This window comes from Vibrio sp. Y2-5, assembly GCF_014596725.1.
Taxonomy (GTDB): domain Bacteria; phylum Pseudomonadota; class Gammaproteobacteria; order Enterobacterales; family Vibrionaceae; genus Vibrio.
Genome location: NZ_JACVEG010000002.1, coordinates 676,511 through 698,090 on the forward strand (window position 1 = coordinate 676,511; position 21,580 = coordinate 698,090).

Genomic DNA, 21,580 nt, shown 5'->3' on the forward strand with positions numbered 1-21,580 from the left:
TGTCTGAGTTTGCGCAAAAAACTAGAAAGTAATTTAATCTGATAGAGTTTGATCTGTAGTTTAACTATTCTGGTTGTAATCAAATGACCAACCAGTCGATCCTGCAGCTTGTTAACAAACTGAAATGCCCAGTAGTGTAAGAGCTTCTTACACAGACGAGCCAACGTATTTTTGCCACAAGAGACATTATCGACCCTAGATTTTGGAAATATCTTCTATTGGCATTTTACCGAACAATATTTAGGGGGAAGGATGAAAGTGGGCGTGATAGGTTTAGGGGGTATTTTTGAGGTTGCTTATTATCCGGCACTTCAGCAGTTACAACCTTCTGATTTGACCTTATATGGATTTGACTCTGATCCAGCGCGTCAATTCAAAGGCATGATTCACTGTGCGAATTTGGAAGATCTGTTAGCACAGTCATTAGACACCGTGCTGATATTAACCCCACCTGAACTTCATTTAGACATGATCAAAACCTGTCTGTCTGAGTGTCAGTGTCCCCGTATCTTAGTGGAGAAGCCTCTCGTGGCAAGTTTAGCACAAGTGGCAGAACTCAAGCTTTTGCTTAATTGCCCTAAGCGCGCACGGCGTCTACTAGCATTAGATCATTGGATGTGCCGTGATGGGGTACAGCGTCTTTTCACCTCTGGCTTAGATAATTGTGATAATTCGACGCTGAATTGGCGGCCATCGCAGCCTATTGATGACTCGATACAACCGATAAATGTGGCTCAAATTACGAAAGTAGAAGCTTTTTTACTGGAGCAAAGTGGCTTTAACGACCAAGGTGAGCCAGTCGCACTTAATTTTGCCACTGGAGAAATAGATAGACGCCAGTTTCAGCATCCAGACGGTGTGATTTTAGACATCGGTACACACGTTCTTGCCATGATAAGGGAGCTGCTAGCAGGATTGGGTGTGACGGATGCACCACTTAGCCTACAAGTCGATTTGGCTGAAGATCGGCTAAGCCAACCCATTGCTGTTGGTGATGTGACCACTGCGGAAGGTCATGCGATTTTATCCGGTTTTTGCGGTTCTATCCCAATTAGCTTAGAACTCAATAAGTATGCGGGACCTTTAGGCGGTCAAAAAGGCTTTAACCTTTATCTCAATGATGGACGTGTGATCAGTTTGGATCGCAGTGGTGATGATGATGTCGTCATATTGCTTAACCAGCAGCAAAGTCTTCAGTGGCGACAGAAAGGAGCTTTGTATCTGCATTGTGTGAGATATGTTGTTTTAAATCAGGATTTCGCAGGTGATTCGTTCAAGGTCATCACACAACGCCGACTAGAAGAAGTGGAAAGCCTCTTGTTGCTGCAACAGAGCTTGCGTGGTGTTCATTAGCTCTATCTGCGTTACCGTGCAACCACCGAGCCAAACGTAAAGAGCTTTGATTTCGCTTAGCGATATCAATCAAAATAGAAACGCTGCATTCTTAATGTCAGAAAGACGGGCTTATCCAGCTTCGTGCTACGGACTGTCGGCTAAACAGAAACTGCCCCATTTCGTTTACGATATTTTCTATGTATACATTTTGGATTTCAGTCAGGCTTAGTTTTAGTCGCTAATAAGGTGCAAAGCCAAGTATTAGCTTGCAACCGAATGAACAGCGCAAACCTTAAGTAAGGAACGTGTATAGTTGTTGGATATTTAGTGTTGAGGCATATCCCTCATTATTTTCGAAATGACATTGTGAAACCAAGTCATTACTGGGTCATTTCTGTGTGTTTTATCATAGATAAACGCGAACTCCTTATTTTGCAACGTCATAAATGCTTCATCATCGGAACTAACATAGGTTAGCTTGTCGCTGAGTTGATTGGCTAAATAAATCGAACAAGGGAACAGTAGGTCGGTTGATTCCAAAGTATTAATAATGACATTGACATGAGTTGTTTTTAATTTTACTTGAAAATCTATTCCATTATTTAACAATAATTTTGAAAGTTGATCCTGACGTTCATTCCAGTGTTTTTGCAGATGAATGGCGAGAGGGTAAGAGGCTATCGTTTTCATTGTTACTGGCTGATTAATGATGGGGTGATCTTTCCTACAAACCATCACGGACATGTCTCTCCCCATTTTTCTTTGAACCAGGTTTTTATTCAAATCTAGTGGAAAGTAATGGATGCCACAGTGAATCAACTGATTATTGATACGTTCAGGCGTTAACTCGTTCCAGTCTTCAATAGCTAATTCGATATTAGGAGCATGTTCCGCTAGGTATTGGATAATTGCTGGCGCTAACCAATGAGCAATATAACCATTCATAGCTATGGATAGTTTCAACTCCGCTGTTGATGGATCAAATGCGAGTTCTTCAGATAAACTATTTATTTCATTCACAATGTTGTTTACTTTTGCGCGCAGAGACATTGCTTTAGGCGTTAATTCCATTTTGCCATTCTTACGAGTAAGCAATTCATCTTCAAAGATCTCTCTTAGGTTCCTCAATGTTCGGCTAATGGCAGAAGAGCTTGTCGACATTTGCTTTGCGGTATCACTAATGCTCCGAGTCTCCAACAATAATGAGAGTGGTTTTAACAAGTTATAGTTAAATTTCATTAAAAAGCCCTGAATGCTGCATCTTGAGGTTACTTGGATATAGTATCAAAAGTGATAAGTTGCGTGTATCAAAGTTAACCATTGCAACCAAATGAATATGAGCTAAGCTAAACTGACCATGTTCAGACAATCGGCATATTTATGAAAGGCTTACATACGACGGTAAAAGTTGTTGGTTCAAAATGTAACTATGACTGTCAATATTGTTTCTATTTAGAAAAAGAATCTCTTCTCAACTCACACAAATCGATGAGCCTAGATACCCTTGAGGCTTATGTTAAAAATTATATTAGTAGCCAGAGTACGCCAGAAGTTGAATTTGCATGGCATGGTGGAGAGCCTACGTTAGCGGGGCTTGGCTTCTTCGAGAAGGCTGTCGAGTTCCAACGAAAATACGCTGGCGATAAAATTATTAAAAATACCCTTCAAACTAATGGTTCAAGATTAGATGAAAAATGGTGTCGATTCTTCAGAGAAAACAACTTCCTTGTTGGATTAAGTCTTGATGGTCCGGAGTGGCTTCAAGGTAAATACCGAACGAAACAAGGCAAAAGCGCCTTCGATGAAATAATGAAAGCTTTGAAGCTACTCCAAAAAATGAATGTTGAGTTCAATGTGCTGGCATGTGTAAGCAAAGAATATTGTCAGCATGCAGAGGCGATTTACGCATTTTTTCGTAAGCATAAAGTTAAGCACATTCAATTTTCACCGCTGGTGGAGTCGGTTCCCACAGACGTTGAGCAGTCGCGTGGGCAGCATTTTGGAAGCAACTTGATTTTTTCAACCGCTAAGCTGGATGAGAATAGATATAACCCGGTTTCTTGGGCGGTTGATGCAAAAGCGTACGGTCAGTTTCTGGTTGATATTTTTAATCTTTGGATTGCTAAAGACGTCGGTAAAGTCTTCATTGCTAATTTTGAGCAAGCATTGACCCAACACATTGGTAATCCATCCCCTAATTGTATTCATGCGAAAAACTGTGGATCGTCATACGCTGTTGAAGCGAACGGTGATGTTTACTTCTGTGATCATGTAGCCTACCCAGAATCCAAAATCGGAAATGTCGTCACAACAGATCTCAAAGAGATTAGAGATGACAATAAAAACGTATTTAACAAAGAATCTCGTTTGTCTCAGCGATGTAAAAATTGTCAATTTTTGCAACTTTGTAATGGTGGATGCCCAAAACACCGTTATCTGTCCGATACTGGAGAGTATGAAAACGTACTTTGTGAAGGTTATTACTTCTTCTTCAATTCAATACACAAGTATTTGCAGGCTATGACAACACTACTCGCAAACGGTTATCCAGCGAGTTACGTCATGCAAGCACTAGATGGCCCATTAATCCTAACAACGTCAAAGTAGAAGGTAGAAAATAAAATGGCTTTATTAAAAACGACGGTCACCCTCACCGGTGCACTGGCTCCGTGCTTAGTTGCCGCCGCAGGAGCACCTGACAGAACACAGCTTCCAATTCCTGATATTAAGCCAAAAACTTACACAGAATTAGATGTCAGGGATGTACAACGTCCAGAACCAACATCACGTGTAAAAGCGCCAGAGGGCGCGCCCAATGTCTTGGTTATCTTGTTAGATGATGTTGGCTTTAGCCAATCATCACTGTTTGGTGGGGCTATTGAAATGCCAACGCTTAATGCTTTGGCTAAACAAGGTTTGATGTATAACCAATTTCACACCACTGGTGTTAGCTCTGCAACTCGTACCGCTTTACTGACAGGGCGCAATCATCACCAAAACAATATGGGTTCGATTGCTGAAACTGGAACGGCATTTCCAGGCAATACTGGTGTAAGGCCTAACTACATTGCGGCTTTACCAAAGATCCTAAAATACAATGGTTATAGTACGGCAATGTTTGGTAAGAACCATGAGATCCCACCTTGGGAAACAGGCCCTGCGGGTGACCAAACCCTATGGCCAAAACAAGTTGGCTTCGATAAGTTTTATGGTTTCTTTGGCGGTGAAACTGATCAATTCCAACCGGTCTTGATTGATGGCAATACACGCATTAAAACGCCACGTAAAGAAAACTACCACTTTACTGCCGATATGACCGATAAGACCATTGAGTGGTTAAACTTGGAACACAGTTACAACTCAGATAAACCTTTCTTTGCTTATTACGCTCCTGGAGCGATGCATGCACCGCATCAGGCTCCACGAGAGTGGATTGATAAGTTTAAAGGTAAGTTTTCTATGGGCTGGGATAAGTTAAGACAAGAGACCTTCGAGCGTCAGAAAGCCAATGGGATTATTCCGAAAGACACAGTACTACCACCAATGCCTGACTTCGTTCCGCGTTGGGATTCACTGACTAAAGATGAAAAGCGTGTGTTTGAACGTCAAATGGAGGTTTTTGCTGGGTTTTTAGCTCACACGGATTATGAGGTTGGGCGAGTCATTGATACGCTTAAGAAAAATGGTGAGTTCGACAACACGCTTATTTTCTACATCGTAGGAGATAATGGAGCGAGTGCGGAAGGGAATAGGAACGGTAGTTTGAACTCACTTGCTTTTTATAACGGCATTGAAGAAGACCCTTCTTATGCACTTAAGAACATTGATAAACTCGGTGGACCAGATAGCTTTGGCCATTATGCTTCAGGTTGGGCTGTCGCGGGTGATTCCCCATTTGTTTGGACGAAAGGTATGGCGTCGGACTATGGCGGTACACGAAATGGGATGGTTGTAAGTTGGCCTAATGGCATTAAAAAGAATGGTCAAACCATTCGTAGCCAATGGTCTCATGTTGTCGATGTCGCACCAACAGTATTAGAAGCAGCTAAGCTTCCAGAACCAAAGGAAGTCGAAGGTGTTAAACAAATACCAATGGTGGGTGCGAGTTTTGCTCAGACATTTACTGATCCAAAAGCAGAAACTAAGCATAAAATCCAATATTTTGAGCTTGCAGGTAACCGTGCAATTTACAAAGATGGTTGGTTAGCGAGGGTGACACATTGGGCATTAACAGAAACATCAGCGAAGTTCACAACCTTGCAAAAGGATGAGTGGGAGTTGTTTGATACCACTAAAGACTGGTCGCTATCTAAAGATTTAGCGAAAGAGCAGCCTAAAAAATTGGAAGAGATGAAGAAACTCTTCGATAAAGAAGCAGAAGAGAATCATGTGTACCCAATTGATGATCGAACTCTCGAGCGTATGAACGCCGAAGTTGCTGGCCGCCCAGATGCGATGTTTGGTAAGAAAAGCCTAACTTTGTACGAAGGTGCTAAAGGTATACCTGAAAACTCTTTCTTGAATATCAAAAATAAATCGTTTGATTTAGTAGCGAACGTTTCTACAGATGACGTAAAAAGCACCAATGGTGTTATTATCGCTCAAGGTGGTAATTTTGCTGGTTGGACTTTGTATGTAAAAAATGGTGTTCCAGTATTTGAATACAACTGGTTAGCGTATGAATACACCAAAGTGACCGGCGATAAGTTGAAGAAAGGTGACAATGAGATCAAAGTGGAGTTCCGCTATGATGAAGATGGTGTTGGCGGTAAAGGCAACGCTGCTGGTCAAGGTAAAGGCGGCAACGTTTATATCTACGTGAATGGTAAGCTAGCGGAGAAAAAACTCATCCCGAATACCATCTCTCGTTTATTCTCACTCGATGACGGTGTTGGTATTGGTGAAGATGAAGGTGGCGCAGTTAGTAAAGACTACCAAGCTCCATTTGATTTCAACCAAAAAATAGAAAAAGTAACGACTTCTATTGTTGAATAATGCGGCGTTGAGAGGCACTTTCAATGATTAATTTAGGTTAGTGTAATTCATAAAGCCATATCTTAGATATGGCTTTTTTTCTCGTTGGAATTCAATTGTAGCGGTTGATTGAATGCGGTCACCTACTTGTCATGTACTCGCTTAGATAGTTGCTACGTCAATTATTAAGTAATGGGGAAAATAAATGTTTAGCTTACTGCTTGGTTTAGTTTTGTTTCTTGGTATTCACTCGATTTCAATCATCGCGCCGCTATATCGAGAGAAGTTAGTATCGAAAAATGAGAAAGTGTACAAGGCTGCTTATTCTTTGCTGTCTTTTCTTGGTATCTATCTTATTGTCATAGGTTTCGGTTCATTAAGGGCGAATCCGAGCGTTATTTATGTTGGAGACCAATCATTAAGGCCGCTAGTTTATCTTTTTATGCTAGTTGGATTTGTCCTCTTTCTTGCTCCCTATTTTCCTGGAAAAATTAAAGCAACCACGAAAAATCCACAGTTATTATCGGTGGTTTTTTGGGCATTTTCCCATTTGTTAATTACCGTCAGCGTAGCCGATATGCTGTTGTTTGGTTCTTTTTTAGTGTGGGCCACCGTTGATCTGATTTCGATGAGGAAACGCCAGCCGAGAGTCGTTTCGCCTTTGAAGGCATCTTGGGTAAATGACGTGGCGGTAATAGTGCTTGGAACGGTTGTTTATGCCATCTTTGCTATGTTTTTACATGGTTACTTATTCGGTGTTCCCTTAATGAGTTAATCGTATCTACCCACCTTTGGGTCAGTGCATTTTAGGTCGATTCACATTTGCATCTTTATCAGTTAGAGCAAGTGGCTATCAGAGGTTTCTATTTCGTACATACTGTTTTGGTGTCATGTGCGCAATTTGCTTGCGCACGGTTTGCGTTGTGTCAGTTTCTACGGAAACCGACCAGATTGCCTGAACATAGCCAGCTAACATCCTTTGTGGTTTGAAAATCTCAAATTCTAAATTCAAACGGATTATCCTTCTTAACCTCAACTTAAATAAGAAAGTTGTATAGATTCGCTTTCATAGTCTTAAGTTGAGGTGCAAGCAGGCTCAAATTATGGTTATGGTGTTACGAAACCTAGCGACAATGCACTTGTTAGAGCCGAATAAAATCTCATACCAAGTGATAAAGGCTAATTGCAAACGACATTCGGCTTATCCCTTAGAAACCAAGAAACCCACTTTCTTCTGGAATTTAAGATGAATTCCTCGTCAGGGCTAATGCCTCGGGCTATAAGGCCATCAGCGTCTTTGTCATCTTCTTTTGCAGTGAAATGCCACTCTTCACTGTTGACACGTTCGCCTTGAATCAAGGCATCATTTAGGCGCTGGCTTACTACGACAATAGTTAACCCCTTCGTTTTACTAATGCCCAAATCTGGGTCAGAAAAACGCCCCACAGCAATAGGTACTTTGACCGTACAAGCTCTATCACTTTTATCCGTATATTTATAATCTGCTTCACCGACTCGACCGTTAAGCCAAAGGAGTCTACCTTCCGTCATGCTGTCGACAGTCAGCGTCCCAAACGTATCAGTTGGTGTTAAAGTTGAGGCATTGCTATGTACTGATATAAAAGACAAAAGCAAACTCAGGATAATGAAATATCTCATGCAAAGGACTCCCCATCGTTGACTGTATGAGTCGATTGCACCAGCAAATATACCAACCAGAACGGCCCAACTACTGGAATAAAAAACACCAGTCCCCAATAGCCCGATTTATTGATATCGTGCAGTCTACGAACAGTTGCAGAAAGGGTCGGGATGAAACTAAAAATGCTATAACTCACATCGAGCCAGGTCGCCGTATTTGTACTAATGTCTGCCCAAATACATCCAATAGTCACCAGTGTATGTACGAACATAAACATCCAGAATTCTTCGCGTGAAGAATGACCTTGAAAGTCAAAGCTTCGTTTCCAAGCGAGAAAATAAAATTGCATCTGTGTCACCTCAATAATTGATTGATGGTGAGAGTTTGTTCAACATAAGAAGAAAATACGTCTCAAAACCTGTTTTAGGTCGTCCTTAAACGGGTTTTTGTCTATGGTAGAGTTTCAACTAGATTTCATTGGGTTACCCTAAAGGTGACCCGGTTTAAGTATCCATCTATTACTTTAGGACCTGTTATGTTAGCGATACCGGTGCCATTCATTGTCTCGATGTTATTGGGGTTATTAGCGGTAACACTTAATATTAGATTTTCTCAACAGGCTAAAGTCGCTAGTATTTTTTTGGGATTATGCGCAACGACTACCGCAATGGTTGGTTTACGCTGGACATTTGAACTTCAAATTTTCACCATCATGCAACCCATTCTGGCGTCTACCATACCTATTGCCGCGTGGTATGCGTTTGCACATGCAAATCGTGGGTTAGGCTTGCTACCCATTAAGCATTTTATAGCACCATTACTTGTTATGGTTAGCTCACTGACTCAACCTTGGCTGGCGCTTCCGATCGATGAAATTCTTACCTTAATTTATGTCTTTTACGGCGTTGCATTAATCCGTTTTTCGTCAAATGAAACGGCAATGATTAATGTTTCGCTTGGAACTTGGGAAGGCGTTAAAAAAGCAGAGAATATTGCGGGATGGATGTTACTGTTTTCTGCACTTGTGGACACATTCATGTCGCTGGATCTCACTCTCAATCAAGGCAAACTGGCTCTGTATATACTGACGGCTGCCCATCTCATTCTTTTACCTGTGTTGTCAGTAGCGGTAGTTGTGGTAGGTATCAATACGCCTATCTCAACTGAATCAAAATCAGCCACATTGAACAGTAAAAGTGATAACTCGGAGAGTTCTGAATTACTCACAAACGAGCAGGCTCAAGCCATAGCCTCTATGTTAGATCTTAAAATTCGCCAAGAATCACTTTACCTAGATCCTGAACTCACTCTTTCCAAATTGACACGAAAGCTCGGTGTACCAGCAAAGCAAATTTCTATTGCGGTCAATCAGGTACACAAACAGAATATTTCTAAATTGATCAATGAATATCGTATAGACCACGCCAAACACTCTTTGACTACGTCACAAGATACTATTACTCAAATATTCATGAATTCTGGTTTTCAGACGAAGTCTAACTTCAATAGAGAGTTTTTAAGGATTACGGGAATGACTCCCAGTGAGTATCGGAAAAGTAGCGCCCAATGCTAACACCACCGGTATGAAACGGTTGCTGGTTTACATAACAGAAGTAGTAGCAACATTAATAACCCAATCTAAATCACGCAATAAAGTCTTGTGAATACCGCGGTATAGAAGCTTGATGAGTAACCATATTGCTAATTCTCAGTAAGCCAGCGCAAACCCCTTAACAGTGTGAGTCACGAGTTGAAATCGTTAAATATCGACGGTATCGAGATACCAGTTAGTGGCATAAATGACTAGAATCACGAGAGTAACGAGAAAGACTAATATCATTGCCATCTTTTTCATGTAGCCTGACCTATCAAATACAACGCCTTCTTCTTCTCTCACTCGCGCTTCTTCATCAAAATGCCATTTAATAGCTAAGTAGCCTCCAATACCTAATACAATAAGCTTAAAAGCTCCCGCAAAGTATGGAAAAAAGTTAGCCCAACTGCTGTTCATTATTTATCTCCGTCAAATTGAATATCGATTTTGCGGTAGCATAACCAAAGGTTCATGTTTAGTGCTTACCCAAACAGACTCTAAAGCTACAGTTACTCGTGAACTTACATACGCTTTAAGGGTTTCACCACACTGTCTAGCCCTTCAATTTTTAGCGCCAGACATAACTGGAGTAATTGCCCGAGTTCGCCCGCTGGCCATCCTTTCTTGTCAAACCACAACAAATATTCTTCTGGTAGGTCAATCAACACTCGTCCTGCGTATTTGCCAAAAGGCATTTGAATACGGGCAAGCTTAATGAGGTTTTCTTTTTCTAACATGAATGGATAGCCGATCTGTGTACGTTATTTTTGAGTATTGTGCCATCTTTCAATGGCACATTGCTCTTTTTCTTTTTTTGGTTCAGCCACCTTTCATAAAGATGGCCGAAGTTCATCGATTAGAGTTTGGCGAGGGTTACGGGTTTAGCTTTACTCCGCTTTGCCTGTTGTTTTTGAATACGTTCAACTAGCTTTTCAAGTTCGTCCGTTTTGATTTCTTGAGGAGTCGAAGAGTAGAGTGCCTGATTGATCTCATTCAGCGCTTTATTGATCGCTACCTGTTCTTCCTCTTCTAGTACTACAGTGTTTAGCCAAGCTTTTATCGCCGCACTCATAGCAATACCATCAACTTTGCCAGACAAACTATTCTTAACTGCCTGATACTCGGTTGAGGTTGTTGCTTCTTTAGTGGCCGTTTGGTTTGGTGTTGACGATCTAAAGCGCCATGCAAGCACACAAGTGATCACCCAAAGTACTGCAAACAATGCGGCTAGATAAGGCCAGAAACCTGCATCTTGAACTGTGATGGTTTCCACTTTGGGTGTGGGTTGTTCGGGAGTCGGTGCCGCAACCAGTGGGGTATCATTTTGTTTTACGTTTAAGGTTAGCCCTGAAACTTTACTCGCTTGTTGTTGTTTCGTGGTGGTGTTCCACCAATCCACTGTGATTTCAGGCAAAGCAATATCGCCACTTTTACGTGGAATGAGTACCTGTTTCACTGTCATCACCACGTCTCCGTTCTCCAGAGTTGTGAATTGAGGTTTCTCATCGTAAACGCTTAACGAAGCAGGGTAGTTAAGCTTAATATTTGGCAACTGTTCTTGAGTTAGCCCTGAAACTTGCAGGTTCACTTCTCGGGTAATAGATTCACCAACCTGAGTTTTATAGGTACTACCGGATATCTCGTTCCCTTGGCTGTCAGTCCATTTTTGAGTCAGGCTTAACTTACTCGTCGGTAGCCAAATACCCTGATAATTGGACGGTTTTGGATTGACGGTAATCGAGTATGTTTTCGGCTTGGTTTCAATAGGAACCAGTCGGGTGCCACTACTATAGTTGTTGCCATAAACAATGGTGCCTTTAAAAACGGGCTCGTTGAGTTGATATGTCCCGGCCTCTTTTGCGGTGATACGAAAATCCTGATCAACGACAGTGACTTCAACTCCGTCTAATACCGTTTGATATTGATTTGCTTCACTGGCAGCCTTGAGCTCAAGTCCTTCAGCGGCTGGTGGAGATACGGTTGGGTTTTGCAAACGGCGAGGATCCGCTTTGATGATTAAGCGAGCTTTCAGCAATGCACTTTCATTGGGGTAGAGCTCAGTGGTTGATAGTTGTGTTTGTACCTCAACCAGATCTTTCACTTCTGGCGCTTGCTCATCTTGTGCTACCTGAATTGCAATAGGCTGAGTTTTTTGTCCGTTTATTTCAAAGCTTGGAATGGTAACAATACCAATGTGCGTTGCCGCGAGGGATATCGTCCATTCGCTTTTGTTGCTGCGGGTACCGTTAATGATATTAATTGAAGACCCAAAACTTGGGCGGCCCAACAGGAAATCACTGCTCAATACATTGAAATCAATATCGTCTGACGAGGCTTTTTGATCGCTCACTACACGCAACTGGAAAACTTCGTTTTTAACCACTTTGTTCTTACTGACACTGGCATAAAAGGATGCCGCCTGAACAGAAAAACTATTCAAACTAAAAGCTGTAAGAACTAAGAATAGAGCAAGTCGACCTAAGTGAGCGATGTATTTAAATCGCGGGAAATTGGCGAATGGAGAATGTAATACGTTCATCGTTACCACTTTTTACCATCAGTTTGTGGAGGCTGCTTACCGTTAGCCTGAAGAATCAATTGAGCTCGCAATAGCTGACTTGGGTCGCGGGCACTTTCAACTTGTTCCAGCTTTCTGAGTTCTGGGTCTATGTTTTCAGTTGTCGTTGATGTTGTCGCTGTCAGTTTTTCATCAGGCTGCGAATCTTGTTCAGGTTGCTCGTCTTGCTTGCTGCCTTGGGCTTTGGCTTGAGCATCAGTTTGCTGATCAGTTTCTTTACCTTTGTTGGCATTTTCGTCAGCATCTTTGCTTTCCTGTTCAGAATCTTTGCTCTGTTTGCCCTGCGAATTATTATCTTGAGCGCTTTGTTGTTTCTGAGCTTGCGACTGTTGCGGATCACTTTGTTGTGACGATTGTGAATCAGGTTGCTTTGATGAGTCATTTTGCGATTGACCGGAATCCGATCTCGATTGAGACTGCTGTTGCTGTTGCTGTTGCTGTTGCTGTTGCTGTTGCTGTTGCTGTTGCTGTTGCTGTTGCTGTTGCTGTTGCTGTTGCTGTTGCTTCTGGGCTTTTTCAACAACTTCAAGGTTGTGTTTAGCATCTTGGTTATTTGGATCTTGTTGCAACACCTGTTGATATAACTCTTTGGCTTTTTCCAAGTCACCATTTTGAGCATACGCATTGGCAAGATTGTATTGTGTTCTCGAAGACGGGTTTTCCACTTTTGAAAAGCTCTCTATTGCGCCTTTAAAATCTTTGTTCTGATAGCGAGCCACACCTTGCCATTCAGGATCGATAAATTGCTCGCTGGCACTTTGATAATCTTTATTATTAAAGGCTTCCATCGCTTGCTGATTACTGTTCTTCCAAGGCGAACCACTATCCAGCCAAGATGCGGCGCTTGCATCTGGCGACATGACACTGAATCCCGTGGTGATGACTAAAACAAAAATCAGCCCACGTCGGAAAAGTAATAACGCGGGTATAACTAATAGAGGGAGCAGCCAGTAGCCATTGTTGACGTTTTCAGTCAGCGTTTTTTTCTCGTTTTTCTTACTCACATCTTGTTGCAACCCTTGCTCAGACAAGATGCGTGCGACATCTTGACCATTCGCTTGATAGGGGGTGAAAACCCCATTAACACTTCTTGCCAGTGATTGCATTGTCTCGAAGTTGGTTTTTGCAACCACTGTTTGCCCATTGTCGGTTTTCAAAAGTGAACCATCGCTAAGGGTAATTGGTGCTCCCGCAGCACTTCCGATACCGAGTATCACGAGCTTAAAGTGAGTGCCCGAAAGTTCGCTTTCGATATCGGATTGTTCCTGCTCATCAAGATCATCGGTAAGCAGAATAAGCTCACCGCGAGCCAGTCCCGCGTTTTTTAACATCTCAATAGCCAGTTTCACACCAGATGCGGCGTTCGCTCCCTGATAAGGCATTATGTCTGGGGATAAGTTAGGCAGTAAATTGGCTATGGTTGCACTATCGCTCGTCAGTGGGCTGACGGTGTAAGCGTCACCAGCATAAGCGACTAGGCCTGTACTGCCTTCATTCCAACCCTTGAGTAGATCGAGCGCTTTGTATCGTGCTTGAGTCAAACGATTAGGTTTTATATCCGTTGCGTACAGTGAAAGAGACATATCCATCACCAGAATGCGCGCGTTGCTATTGGTGTAGCTTGGGCGAGTCTGTTTCTCGAAACTTGGTCCCGCTAAAGCAATCACGGCAACAAACCAGCTAAGCGCTATTAATGAGACAACTGATTTGGTGCTGTTGCGGTTTTCAATTCCGAGCGCACTGGCGATATGAATTGCGATAAGCCCTTGGCTTTGTTTATGGGTTGAAAGCCAAAATACGATTGCGGCTAGTGGAATGAGTGCTAAAAGCCATAAAGGCGCAAGGAACTCGAAATCAGACATGGTTTCTCCTTACGATAAACAGAATGACAGACAAGAGCAGGGCGACAGCTAGGGGATAACCAAACCACTCACTTTGTGGACGCCAAGTCTGTGTTGCCTGACTGATGGGTTCTAGTGCATTGATAGTGTCGTAAATGGTTGCGAGTTCTTTTTCATCACGAGCCCGGAAATATTGACCACCAGTGATCTTGGCAATCTCCATCAAACTCTTTTCATCCAAGTCTTGAGCGGTGTTAACTTTGCGGGTGAGGAAGAACTCTTTCACCATCATTTCGCCTGCACCAACGCCTACCGTGTAGATTGTGGCATTGTATTTCTTGGCAATTTTGGCCGCTTCAATTGGATCAAGTACGCCAGAGGTATTGCTACCATCGCTGAGCAGAATCATCACACGCTGGGGTGCGTCGCTATCTATAAAGGTTTTGGTCGCAAGACCAATGCCTTCCCCAATGGCGGTTTTTGTACCAATCAATCTTAGTACGGATTGATTTAATTGCTGACTGATCGTCTGACGGTCCAAAGTGAGCGGAGTCTGCAAATAGGCGTGATCAGCAAAAAAGATCAATCCGAGTCTGTCACCTTCACGCTTGCTGATAAAATCGCTAAGGACTTTTTTAACCGCCGTGAGCCTGTCAATGTAATCGCCATCGGATTTCATATCCTCTTGGCTCATTGAGTATGAGAGATCGACAACCAGCATCATGTCTCGATGTTTTGGTGATGTGGTTACAGGGTCGCCATACCAGACTGGGCGACAAACAGCTGCAATCAGGCATAGCCATATCAATATTGCCAATAGTTTGCCCAACCATTGTTTGGGTGGAGCGACGGTGTTTTGTTGAGGTAAGTAGGGCAACTGTATGGCTGCCCTTTCTTTTACTGGAGGTAAAATGCGATTAATTACTAGCGGTAGTGGCAAGAGAACAATTAGCCACCACCATACGAATTCAATATTTGCCAACGCTCAATTTTCTCCTTTTTTGCGGCGGCAACGCTGCGTTCACCCATTGATAGCAATCCGCTACCAAATCTTGTGCATTTTCGACTCTTTGTTTTTGATACAAAGCCTTCTGCCAAGTTTCCTCATTCTTAGTGAAAAGAGGGGCATCAACTTGGGAATCCAAAAATGCATACCAATCTGGACCGGTTAAATGAGCAACTTGCTCACGCGGGTAATAACATAACGCTGCTTGACGAACTAACTCAATCGCTGATGATGGAGTTTGATGCCCTAGTGCTGGATTAAGCAAACGCAAAGCGGTCTTTTTCGGCGCCATACGCTTCTTTTTAGCACGGACAATTAAAGCGATACTTATCAGTACCACGACAATGGCTAATAGACTTGCCCACCATCCCCAAGAAAGTGGTAGCCATGAAGGTACTTCAGGTAAATGCAAATCGCTAAGATTGAGTAAATTTGATGATTCTTGCATATCTTTAAAATTATCCAGATAGTTGTTGTAGCAAAGATATATCGCTAGAAAGAGAGCGGTAGTCCATTTCCATAGATTGGCTCAATGATTCTAATTCTAATTTTCGAGAATCAAAGGCATTTTTAATGCTTAGACGATCAGATTTGGACGAAAAGTTAAGCCAGCGCGCATTTTTGCCATCACTGACTCTCTCAATTCCTCGAAATTTGGTCTCACCTTGTTCAAGGGGATCAAAAATATGGACTAATTTCACACGATTGTGCTTACGTAACTGGTTGAATAATGGTCTAAACGAATCCTCATAATTGACAAAGTCGCTGATCATTATCACCTCACTGCCTTTAGGGCAGAGACGGTTTAATGTCATTAAAACGGCTTGCATGGAACTGGGTGTTGATACTCCTGTCAGTGCTTGTTGTTGGCACTCAACCAACTGGGCAATGATTTGTAATGGTCCTTTGTTTCTGCTGGTTGGTTTGATTTCAACGAGGTTTGAACCTGTGTCTATTATCGCACCAATGCGATCTTTCTCAGCAACGGATAACCAACTGAGCAAACTTGCTATATGTGCGGCTTGCACGGATTTGAGTAACAGAGAAGAACCAAACTGCATGGTGGCGCTTAAATCCACATAAAGAATCACGGGTTTTTCCCGTTCTTCAGAAAACAACTTGGTGTGAGGTTTCCCTGTGCGTGCAGTTACTCGCCAATCAATGGCACGAATGTCATCACCCGGCTGATATTGGCGAACTTCGGCGAAATCCATACCGCGTCCAAGTTGTTTGCTCTGGTGCTGACCTAACAATTGCGACCATAAACTTTTGGCGGGTGGTAACCATTTCACCGTATGCTGCTTGTAGGGCAGCAGCTCTTCCAAACAAAGATGAACGCCATCAGCGTATGCGGGTAAAAGCGGTTTTATAGACTGAGCCATAATTACTGCCTTACGCGCTGCCAACCAAAGCAAGTAAGTGCGTAATTACTTGGTTCGGATGTACGCCTTCGGCTTGTGCCTGGTAGGTTAGCAATAAACGGTGGCGCAGAACTGGAAACGCCATTGCTTGCACGTCTTCAGGGCTCACGTAGTCTCGCCCGTGAAGCCAAGCGCGAGCGCGTGCACATCGGTCAAGAGCAATGGTGGCACGGGGGCTCACACCCATTTCTAACCATTGTGCGAGTTTTGAATCGTATTGTTCAGGCTTGCGGGTCGCCATTACCAAACGCACTAGGTATTTCTCAATGGTTTCCGCCATATGAATGTTTAGAACTTCTTGGCGTGCTGCAAATATCTGCTCTTGGGTTAGCTTCGGCAAATTCGCCGACGTTTGACCTTTCGCCTCACCACGGTTTAGGCGGAGAATCTCTAGTTCATGCTCGGCGTCTGGATAATCGACATTCAAATGCAGAAGGAAACGGTCAAGCTGTGCTTCTGGTAGCGGATACGTACCTTCTTGCTCAATCGGGTTTTGCGTTGCCATCACCAGAAACAGTTCAGGTAATCGATAGGTTTTTCTGCCCGCAGTAATTTGCTTTTCTGCCATGGCTTCGAGCATCGCAGCCTGAACTTTGGCTGGTGCGCGGTTAATTTCATCGGCAAGGACGAGTGAGTTAAATATAGGCCCGGCTTGGAAGGTGAACTCACCCGTTTCAGGGCGAAAAATGTCTGTCCCTGTTAAGTCTGCGGGTAGCAAGTCTGGCGTGAACTGAATGCGGTGGAAATCACCTTCAATGCAGTCTGCTAACGATTTAACCGCGCGAGTTTTTGCCAGACCCGGAGGCCCTTCAACCAGAATATGACCGTCTGCTAATAACGCGACCAGTAGTTGCTCAACGAGAGCTGATTGACCAATAACCTGTTGGTTTAAATGCTGCTGTAGCGAATGAAAGGTTTCTGACTGCATGAAATCCTAATCTCCTTGATAATCTTGTTGTTAGTGAGTCTAAAACTCAAAAAGTTCCTTGCGAGACAAGATATTCGTTTGTTTGGATAAATATTGACCAAACGGGTGAATTGTAAGATGTTGCTTGATATTCAATACATGGAGTCTGTTTCAACTTTTCTAAACCTTTTCAAAGAAATAAATCCATGTATCAACATTCTGTTTATTTGAATGATAAATTTGATGAATTAATTGCCGTTTCACCATAAAGAATTATGCTTTAAAGTCGATATAACGTTCGTTAAAACAAATCGCCAAAATAGGTAAAGAATTGATGCTCAAATTTAGTAATGTCAGTATTAAGGCAAAGGTCGTCGCAGGTATTACCTTTGCGGTATTAGCCTCAACAATTATTGTCGGGGTAATGGCACAACGTCAGGCAAGAGATGTACTAGAGCACCGACTGGTGGATATAGAACTGCCATCGATGTTGAAACAGATCAGTAGCTCGATCAATAGCGAAGTAACGCATTTATTGTTGGCTGCGGAACAGATCACTCACAGTGAATTTATTAAGAAAGCGATCGCCACCAAGAGTATCGATTCTGGTGATGAAGCTATGTTGGTTAAGCAATTAAACAACATCCGCACTCAGTTCAAGCTGAATGATGCGTCTGTGGCGAACCGTAAAACTGCTTATTACTGGAACCAAAATGGTTTTCTTCGTGAGCTGAACAAGCAGCAAGACGGCTGGTTTTATGGTTTTTTGAATTCTGGTCATTCAACCATGGTGAGCATGTTTCAGGAACCGACAGGCGAAGTGAAGATGTTTGCCAACTACCAAGATGTAAACGGCGATATGATGTCTGGCTTGTCTAAGTCGATGGATGACATGGTGAAACTGCTCAATGGTTATAAAATTGAGAAAACGGGTTACGTGTTCCTTACCGACGCGAAAGGTGAAGTACAAATTCACCGTGAAAAGTCGAAAGCCAAGTCTAACCTGAACCAGTTGTTCGGTGCTGAAACGAATAAGTTGCTGAACAAATCAGACTTTAACCTGATTACTGCCCAACACGATGGCGTTGATGTATTTGTGGCAAGTTACTACGTGAAGTCTATGGACTGGTTTGTTGTTGGTACTGTGCCAGTTAATGAAGTGTTTGCTGACTTAAACGATGTTGCTCAACGTATGTTGATTACCACTATTATTGTTGCAGCTATCTTTATCGCAATGGGCTTGATTTTGGCGAGCAGTATTGCAAACCCAATTCGTCAAATTGCTATTCGCTTTACCGATTTGGGTAAAGGTGATGGTGACCTTTCGCAGCGAATTGAGATTGAAGGTAACGATGAAATTGCTCAGCTTTCTTCGGGCTTTAACGGATTTATCGAGAAGATCCATCAGTCGATGAAAGAAGTTGCGTCAACCAGTCATTCTCTGCAAGAAGCGGCAGAAACGGTATCAACCAAAGCGCATACCACACATGACAACAGCCAACAGCAACGTGACCAAACTATTCAGGTGGTAACGGCCATTAACCAAATGGGCGCCACCATTAGCGAAATCGCTTCAAACGCAGCAACAGCAGCGGAAACTGCGAACCAAGCGACGTCGAATACGGAAGTGGGTCGTACGGTGGTGAATCAGGCGAAAGATGCAATTGCTCGTTTAGCAAATGACATTGAAAACATCGGTCAGGTGGTTAGCCAGTTGGCGTCAACCACTCAAAATATCGGCTCTATATTGGATGTTATCCGCGACATTTCTGACCAAACTAACTTACTAGCCTTAAACGCAGCTATAGAAGCGGCGCGTGCTGGTGAGCAGGGTAGAGGCTTTGCGGTTGTTGCCGATGAAGTTCGTAATCTGGCAAGTCGTACTGCTGCATCGACAGAAGAAATTCAGAAAATGATTAACCAGCTTCAGAGTGACGCTAAAGATGCCGTTTCTGCGATGGAAGCCGGTAAGTCGGTGACACTAGAAGGTGTCTCTTCTTCTGATGAAGCGGTTCAAGTACTGATCGGTATTTCTGAGCGTATTCACGATATTTCAGACCGAAATACTCAAGTGGCAACGGCAACAGAAGAGCAGTCAACCGTGGTTCATACTATCAACATGAACATTGAAGAAATTAACGCTATCAATGAGATCACAACGGGTACTGCGGAGGAGCTTGCTGGCGCCAGCCAAGAGCTTCGTGAGCTATCTGCACGACTAGATAAAATGGTTGGTAGCTTTAAGCTCTAGTATCCTGCTGGGGAGTTGGGTAAACTTCTCCCCAGTATTTGATATTTAGAACTTTGAAGTTTAGGTAAGAAGAATGAGCGATTTTGAAAAAGAACTAGAGCAGATGACTCAAGAAGCAGGTAACGAACCAGAGGTTTCATTACCAAGTATTGAAGAGCAGAAGGCGATAGTCGCAGAACTTAAGCGTTTAGAAGCGGAAGGTAAGCTAACTCCAGAAATTCTGGAGCAGCACTTCGGTAAATTTAACGCGAAAAACGAAGCACCTATTCACTAAACTTGCTTCCTCACCATTCCACATTGATGGATGGGTAAAAATTCCAATAAAAAGGTCTAGCGAAATGCTAGACCTTTTGCTTTTAGGGGGATGCAGAGTGCCCCTTGACGTTATTGAATTTCTGTTATTACGAAGTTGACAAACAGCTTGCTCGTTGTATGGAACAATAAACAAAAAATGGCTCATAAGAGCCATTTTTATGCGGACACAATGGCGTTGCTTACCAACAAATGTTAAAGCTGCTGATTAAACTGACGAACCGCGTCAACAACACGAATAGCGCCTTGTTCTACTTGTTCTATCACTTGTCCTGCTTGGGTTGATAGGTCCAGAGCCTCACCAGCTTGAGATTGGCATGCATTAATCAGTTCAACCGCTTTTGCGGTCAGGTTCATATTTTCATCCACGACAGTGACAATTTCTTCTGTCGTGGTATTGGTTCTTGAAGCAAGCTGTCGGACTTCATCTGCCACTACGGCAAATCCGCGGCCTTGCTCTCCTGCGCGAGCTGCTTCAATTGCTGCATTGAGAGCCAACAGGTTAGTTTGATCAGCGATACCGCTAATGTTGCCAACCAAATCGCTAATATTTTTAGAGTGCTCATTCAGTGCTTCAATATCTTTGCTTGCCTGCTTCATTTGTTGCACCAAATTATCCATCTTAGCGATGATATTGGTAATCATCTCTTGCCCTTGTATTGTCTGCTGCCCCGTTTCTTCAGATACCTTGAAAGCGATTTGAGCAGCTTCCTGCGCAGCCATCTCCTGATGAACTTGTTCGGTGATCACCGTGGCAAATTTCACCACTTTATAAAGTTGTCCGGAGTCATCATGAATCGGGTTGTAAGAGGCTTCTAGCCAAACAACGTGACCATAACTATCTATACGTTTGAAACGATCTGAAACGAACTGTCCACGTCCGAGTTTTTTCCAAAAATCTGCGTATTCTTTTGAGTTTACCTCTGTATCTTCACAGAATATTCGATGGTGTTTACCAACAAGTTGTTCGTTGCTGTATCCCATTGTTTTCAGGAAGTTTTCATTTGCACGCAAAACGTTGCCATCAATAGAAAACTCAATTACTGCCATTGAACGGTTTATCGCTTTGAGCATGTCTTCATGCTCACGAGATGTGGATATTGTTCGTGTCAATTCCGTCGCGTAGACAGCGAATCGGAGCAAATTTCTTTGCGTGTCAAAGATTGGTTGCAAAATGATACGCAGCCACGCCTCTTGGCGGTTCGCTTTGGCAATTTGAAATGCTCCATTCCAATGCTTTTTCCCATCTAACGCACTTTTTAATGCCTTGAAGTGTGTTGACTGCTTCGCTTTTTCCGGAACTAAAGTTGTTAGATGACTGCCTGAAACCGTCGAAGACTTGATACCCAGTTCTTGTTCAAAGTTGGCGTTAACAGAAAGAATGTTTCCTTGAGGATCAAGCGTTAATCTCAACATATCTTCATCGAGGCTTTCCCGAACTTGCTCAAGCGAATAGAGATTTTCTTTTAGTTTTTGGTTTTCTTGTTGAAGTGACTTATTAAAAAACATAGTAACCTTAGCTGTGTTTAAGCGCCGATCTCTAGTGGGGGGAGTTACCTAGAGATTCTCTAGGCAAATAATCATTATTCTTATTATCAAGTATTATTATTTTGTCTAATACCTGAGTCTGTCAAAGTTAATTTTGGATTTACTGGTCTTATGTGTTTCTCACTCATAAGTTTAAAATCACTGGGTTTCATTCAGGTTTTGATTGAAGAA

Annotated in this window: 19 protein-coding genes and 1 pseudogene; 7 read left to right on the plus strand and 13 right to left on the minus strand. The window is 42.8% G+C overall.

Annotated elements, in window-relative coordinates; genetic code table 11:
- The first annotated feature begins 264 nt into the window (after nucleotides 1-264).
- Nucleotides 265-1,353: a Gfo/Idh/MocA family oxidoreductase gene (locus tag HUO09_RS08155; protein ID WP_373563686.1), complete on the plus strand. Its 1,089-nt coding sequence runs from the start codon at nucleotides 265-267 to the stop codon at nucleotides 1,351-1,353.
- Nucleotides 1,354-1,659: 306 nt separating this feature from the next.
- On the opposite strand, the gene HUO09_RS08160 is transcribed toward HUO09_RS08155, so the two are convergent.
- Entirely contained in the window at nucleotides 1,660-2,574 is a 915-nt protein-coding gene (locus tag HUO09_RS08160) for a LysR family transcriptional regulator (protein ID WP_167411593.1), read from the minus strand.
- A 141-nt stretch (nucleotides 2,575-2,715) separates the two neighbouring features.
- Here HUO09_RS08160 and HUO09_RS08165 point away from each other — a divergent pair, with 141 nt between their 5' ends.
- The 3 genes from HUO09_RS08165 to HUO09_RS08175 all read left to right on the plus strand — a co-directional run bounded on the left by HUO09_RS08165 (nucleotide 2,716) and on the right by HUO09_RS08175 (nucleotide 7,084).
- Entirely contained in the window at nucleotides 2,716-3,942 is a 1,227-nt protein-coding gene (locus HUO09_RS08165) for an anaerobic sulfatase maturase (protein ID WP_167411594.1), read from the plus strand.
- Between the two features lie 15 nt (nucleotides 3,943-3,957).
- Entirely contained in the window at nucleotides 3,958-6,330 is a 2,373-nt protein-coding gene (locus HUO09_RS08170) for an arylsulfatase (protein WP_188233621.1), read from the plus strand.
- Nucleotides 6,331-6,514: 184 nt separating this feature from the next.
- Complete coding sequence (locus HUO09_RS08175) at nucleotides 6,515-7,084, plus strand: NnrU family protein (RefSeq protein WP_167411596.1); 570 nt, start codon at nucleotides 6,515-6,517, stop codon at nucleotides 7,082-7,084.
- 404 nt (nucleotides 7,085-7,488) lie between these two features.
- Here the strand turns inward: HUO09_RS08175 and HUO09_RS08180 are convergent, their stop codons facing one another.
- Both HUO09_RS08180 and HUO09_RS08185 read right to left on the minus strand, forming a co-directional pair.
- Nucleotides 7,489-7,968, minus strand: coding sequence for a hypothetical protein (locus HUO09_RS08180; RefSeq protein WP_167411597.1), 480 nt, complete (start codon nucleotides 7,966-7,968; stop codon nucleotides 7,489-7,491).
- Entirely contained in the window at nucleotides 7,965-8,300 is a 336-nt protein-coding gene (locus tag HUO09_RS08185) for a DUF805 domain-containing protein (protein ID WP_167411598.1), read from the minus strand. Before HUO09_RS08185 ends, HUO09_RS08180 begins: the two co-directional genes overlap by 4 nt.
- Nucleotides 8,301-8,486: 186 nt before the next feature.
- Here HUO09_RS08185 and HUO09_RS08190 point away from each other — a divergent pair, with 186 nt between their 5' ends.
- Nucleotides 8,487-9,524 carry an AraC family transcriptional regulator gene (locus HUO09_RS08190; RefSeq protein ID WP_167411599.1) on the plus strand — a complete coding sequence of 346 codons (1,038 nt, stop codon included), beginning with the start codon at nucleotides 8,487-8,489 and terminating at the stop codon, nucleotides 9,522-9,524.
- A gap of 186 nt (nucleotides 9,525-9,710) precedes the next feature.
- Here the strand turns inward: HUO09_RS08190 and HUO09_RS08195 are convergent, their stop codons facing one another.
- The 8 genes from HUO09_RS08195 to HUO09_RS08230 form a co-directional block, all read right to left on the minus strand.
- Nucleotides 9,711-9,962, minus strand: coding sequence for a hypothetical protein (locus HUO09_RS08195; RefSeq protein ID WP_167411600.1), 252 nt, complete (start codon nucleotides 9,960-9,962; stop codon nucleotides 9,711-9,713).
- 104 nt (nucleotides 9,963-10,066) lie between these two features.
- The gene (locus tag HUO09_RS08200) at nucleotides 10,067-10,282 is read right to left on the minus strand and encodes a DUF3820 family protein (RefSeq protein ID WP_042481593.1); all 216 of its coding nucleotides are present in this window, start codon (nucleotides 10,280-10,282) and stop codon (nucleotides 10,067-10,069) included.
- 119 nt (nucleotides 10,283-10,401) lie between these two features.
- A complete protein-coding gene (locus HUO09_RS08205; protein ID WP_167411601.1) occupies nucleotides 10,402-12,084 on the minus strand; it encodes a BatD family protein in 1,683 nt (560 codons plus the stop codon).
- Nucleotides 12,085-12,086: 2 nt separating this feature from the next.
- Complete coding sequence (locus HUO09_RS08210; RefSeq protein WP_188233622.1) at nucleotides 12,087-13,985, minus strand: VWA domain-containing protein; 1,899 nt, start codon at nucleotides 13,983-13,985, stop codon at nucleotides 12,087-12,089.
- The gene (locus HUO09_RS08215; protein ID WP_188233623.1) at nucleotides 13,978-14,946 is read right to left on the minus strand and encodes a VWA domain-containing protein; all 969 of its coding nucleotides are present in this window, start codon (nucleotides 14,944-14,946) and stop codon (nucleotides 13,978-13,980) included. The genes HUO09_RS08210 and HUO09_RS08215 overlap by 8 nt, the downstream gene beginning before the upstream one ends.
- The gene (locus HUO09_RS08220) at nucleotides 14,933-15,418 is read right to left on the minus strand and encodes a DUF4381 domain-containing protein (protein ID WP_167411604.1); all 486 of its coding nucleotides are present in this window, start codon (nucleotides 15,416-15,418) and stop codon (nucleotides 14,933-14,935) included. Before HUO09_RS08220 ends, HUO09_RS08215 begins: the two co-directional genes overlap by 14 nt.
- 10 nt (nucleotides 15,419-15,428) lie before the next feature.
- Entirely contained in the window at nucleotides 15,429-16,352 is a 924-nt protein-coding gene (locus tag HUO09_RS08225) for a DUF58 domain-containing protein (protein WP_188233624.1), read from the minus strand.
- A gap of 10 nt (nucleotides 16,353-16,362) precedes the next feature.
- Complete coding sequence (locus tag HUO09_RS08230; RefSeq protein ID WP_167411606.1) at nucleotides 16,363-17,319, minus strand: MoxR family ATPase; 957 nt, start codon at nucleotides 17,317-17,319, stop codon at nucleotides 16,363-16,365.
- A gap of 313 nt (nucleotides 17,320-17,632) precedes the next feature.
- On the opposite strand from HUO09_RS08230, the gene HUO09_RS08235 reads away from it, so the two are divergent.
- Both HUO09_RS08235 and HUO09_RS08240 read left to right on the plus strand, forming a co-directional pair.
- Nucleotides 17,633-19,549, plus strand: coding sequence for a methyl-accepting chemotaxis protein (locus tag HUO09_RS08235; RefSeq protein ID WP_188233625.1), 1,917 nt, complete (start codon nucleotides 17,633-17,635; stop codon nucleotides 19,547-19,549).
- Nucleotides 19,550-19,622: 73 nt separating this feature from the next.
- Nucleotides 19,623-19,823 (plus strand): restriction endonuclease subunit S, encoded by a 201-nt coding sequence (locus tag HUO09_RS08240; RefSeq protein ID WP_167413356.1) that lies wholly within the window; start codon nucleotides 19,623-19,625, stop codon nucleotides 19,821-19,823.
- A gap of 233 nt (nucleotides 19,824-20,056) precedes the next feature.
- Here HUO09_RS08240 and HUO09_RS22585 read toward each other — a convergent pair whose 3' ends face one another.
- Together HUO09_RS22585 and HUO09_RS22590 are read right to left on the minus strand one after the other, a co-directional pair.
- Complete coding sequence (locus tag HUO09_RS22585; RefSeq protein WP_262926942.1) at nucleotides 20,057-20,584, minus strand: methyl-accepting chemotaxis protein; 528 nt, start codon at nucleotides 20,582-20,584, stop codon at nucleotides 20,057-20,059.
- A 12-nt stretch (nucleotides 20,585-20,596) separates the two neighbouring features.
- Nucleotides 20,597-21,370: pseudogene (locus tag HUO09_RS22590) on the minus strand (PAS domain-containing protein); the annotation flags it as partial.
- Nucleotides 21,371-21,580: the final 210 nt, after the last annotated feature.

Excerpts from the sequence above, each read along its gene's own strand:
- HUO09_RS08160 (WP_167411593.1), bottom strand. The coding sequence starts at position 2,574 with ATGAAATTTAACTATAACTTGTTAAAACCACTCTCATTATTGTTGGAG.
- HUO09_RS08165 (WP_167411594.1), top strand. The coding sequence starts at position 2,716 with ATGAAAGGCTTACATACGACGGTAAAAGTTGTTGGTTCAAAATGTAAC.
- HUO09_RS08170 (WP_188233621.1), top strand. The coding sequence starts at position 3,958 with ATGGCTTTATTAAAAACGACGGTCACCCTCACCGGTGCACTGGCTCCG.
- HUO09_RS08175 (WP_167411596.1), top strand. The coding sequence starts at position 6,515 with ATGTTTAGCTTACTGCTTGGTTTAGTTTTGTTTCTTGGTATTCACTCG.
- HUO09_RS08180 (WP_167411597.1), bottom strand. The coding sequence starts at position 7,968 with ATGAGATATTTCATTATCCTGAGTTTGCTTTTGTCTTTTATATCAGTA.
- HUO09_RS08185 (WP_167411598.1), bottom strand. The coding sequence starts at position 8,300 with ATGCAATTTTATTTTCTCGCTTGGAAACGAAGCTTTGACTTTCAAGGT.
- HUO09_RS08190 (WP_167411599.1), top strand. The coding sequence starts at position 8,487 with ATGTTAGCGATACCGGTGCCATTCATTGTCTCGATGTTATTGGGGTTA.
- HUO09_RS08195 (WP_167411600.1), bottom strand. The coding sequence starts at position 9,962 with ATGAACAGCAGTTGGGCTAACTTTTTTCCATACTTTGCGGGAGCTTTT.
- HUO09_RS08200 (WP_042481593.1), bottom strand. The coding sequence starts at position 10,282 with ATGTTAGAAAAAGAAAACCTCATTAAGCTTGCCCGTATTCAAATGCCT.
- HUO09_RS08205 (WP_167411601.1), bottom strand. The coding sequence starts at position 12,084 with ATGAACGTATTACATTCTCCATTCGCCAATTTCCCGCGATTTAAATAC.
- HUO09_RS08210 (WP_188233622.1), bottom strand. The coding sequence starts at position 13,985 with ATGTCTGATTTCGAGTTCCTTGCGCCTTTATGGCTTTTAGCACTCATT.
- HUO09_RS08220 (WP_167411604.1), bottom strand. The coding sequence starts at position 15,418 with ATGCAAGAATCATCAAATTTACTCAATCTTAGCGATTTGCATTTACCT.
- HUO09_RS08225 (WP_188233624.1), bottom strand. The coding sequence starts at position 16,352 with ATGGCTCAGTCTATAAAACCGCTTTTACCCGCATACGCTGATGGCGTT.
- HUO09_RS08230 (WP_167411606.1), bottom strand. The coding sequence starts at position 17,319 with ATGCAGTCAGAAACCTTTCATTCGCTACAGCAGCATTTAAACCAACAG.
- HUO09_RS08235 (WP_188233625.1), top strand. The coding sequence starts at position 17,633 with ATGCTCAAATTTAGTAATGTCAGTATTAAGGCAAAGGTCGTCGCAGGT.
- HUO09_RS08240 (WP_167413356.1), top strand. The coding sequence starts at position 19,623 with ATGAGCGATTTTGAAAAAGAACTAGAGCAGATGACTCAAGAAGCAGGT.
- HUO09_RS22585 (WP_262926942.1), bottom strand. The coding sequence starts at position 20,584 with ATGGCTGCGCAGGAAGCTGCTCAAATCGCTTTCAAGGTATCTGAAGAA.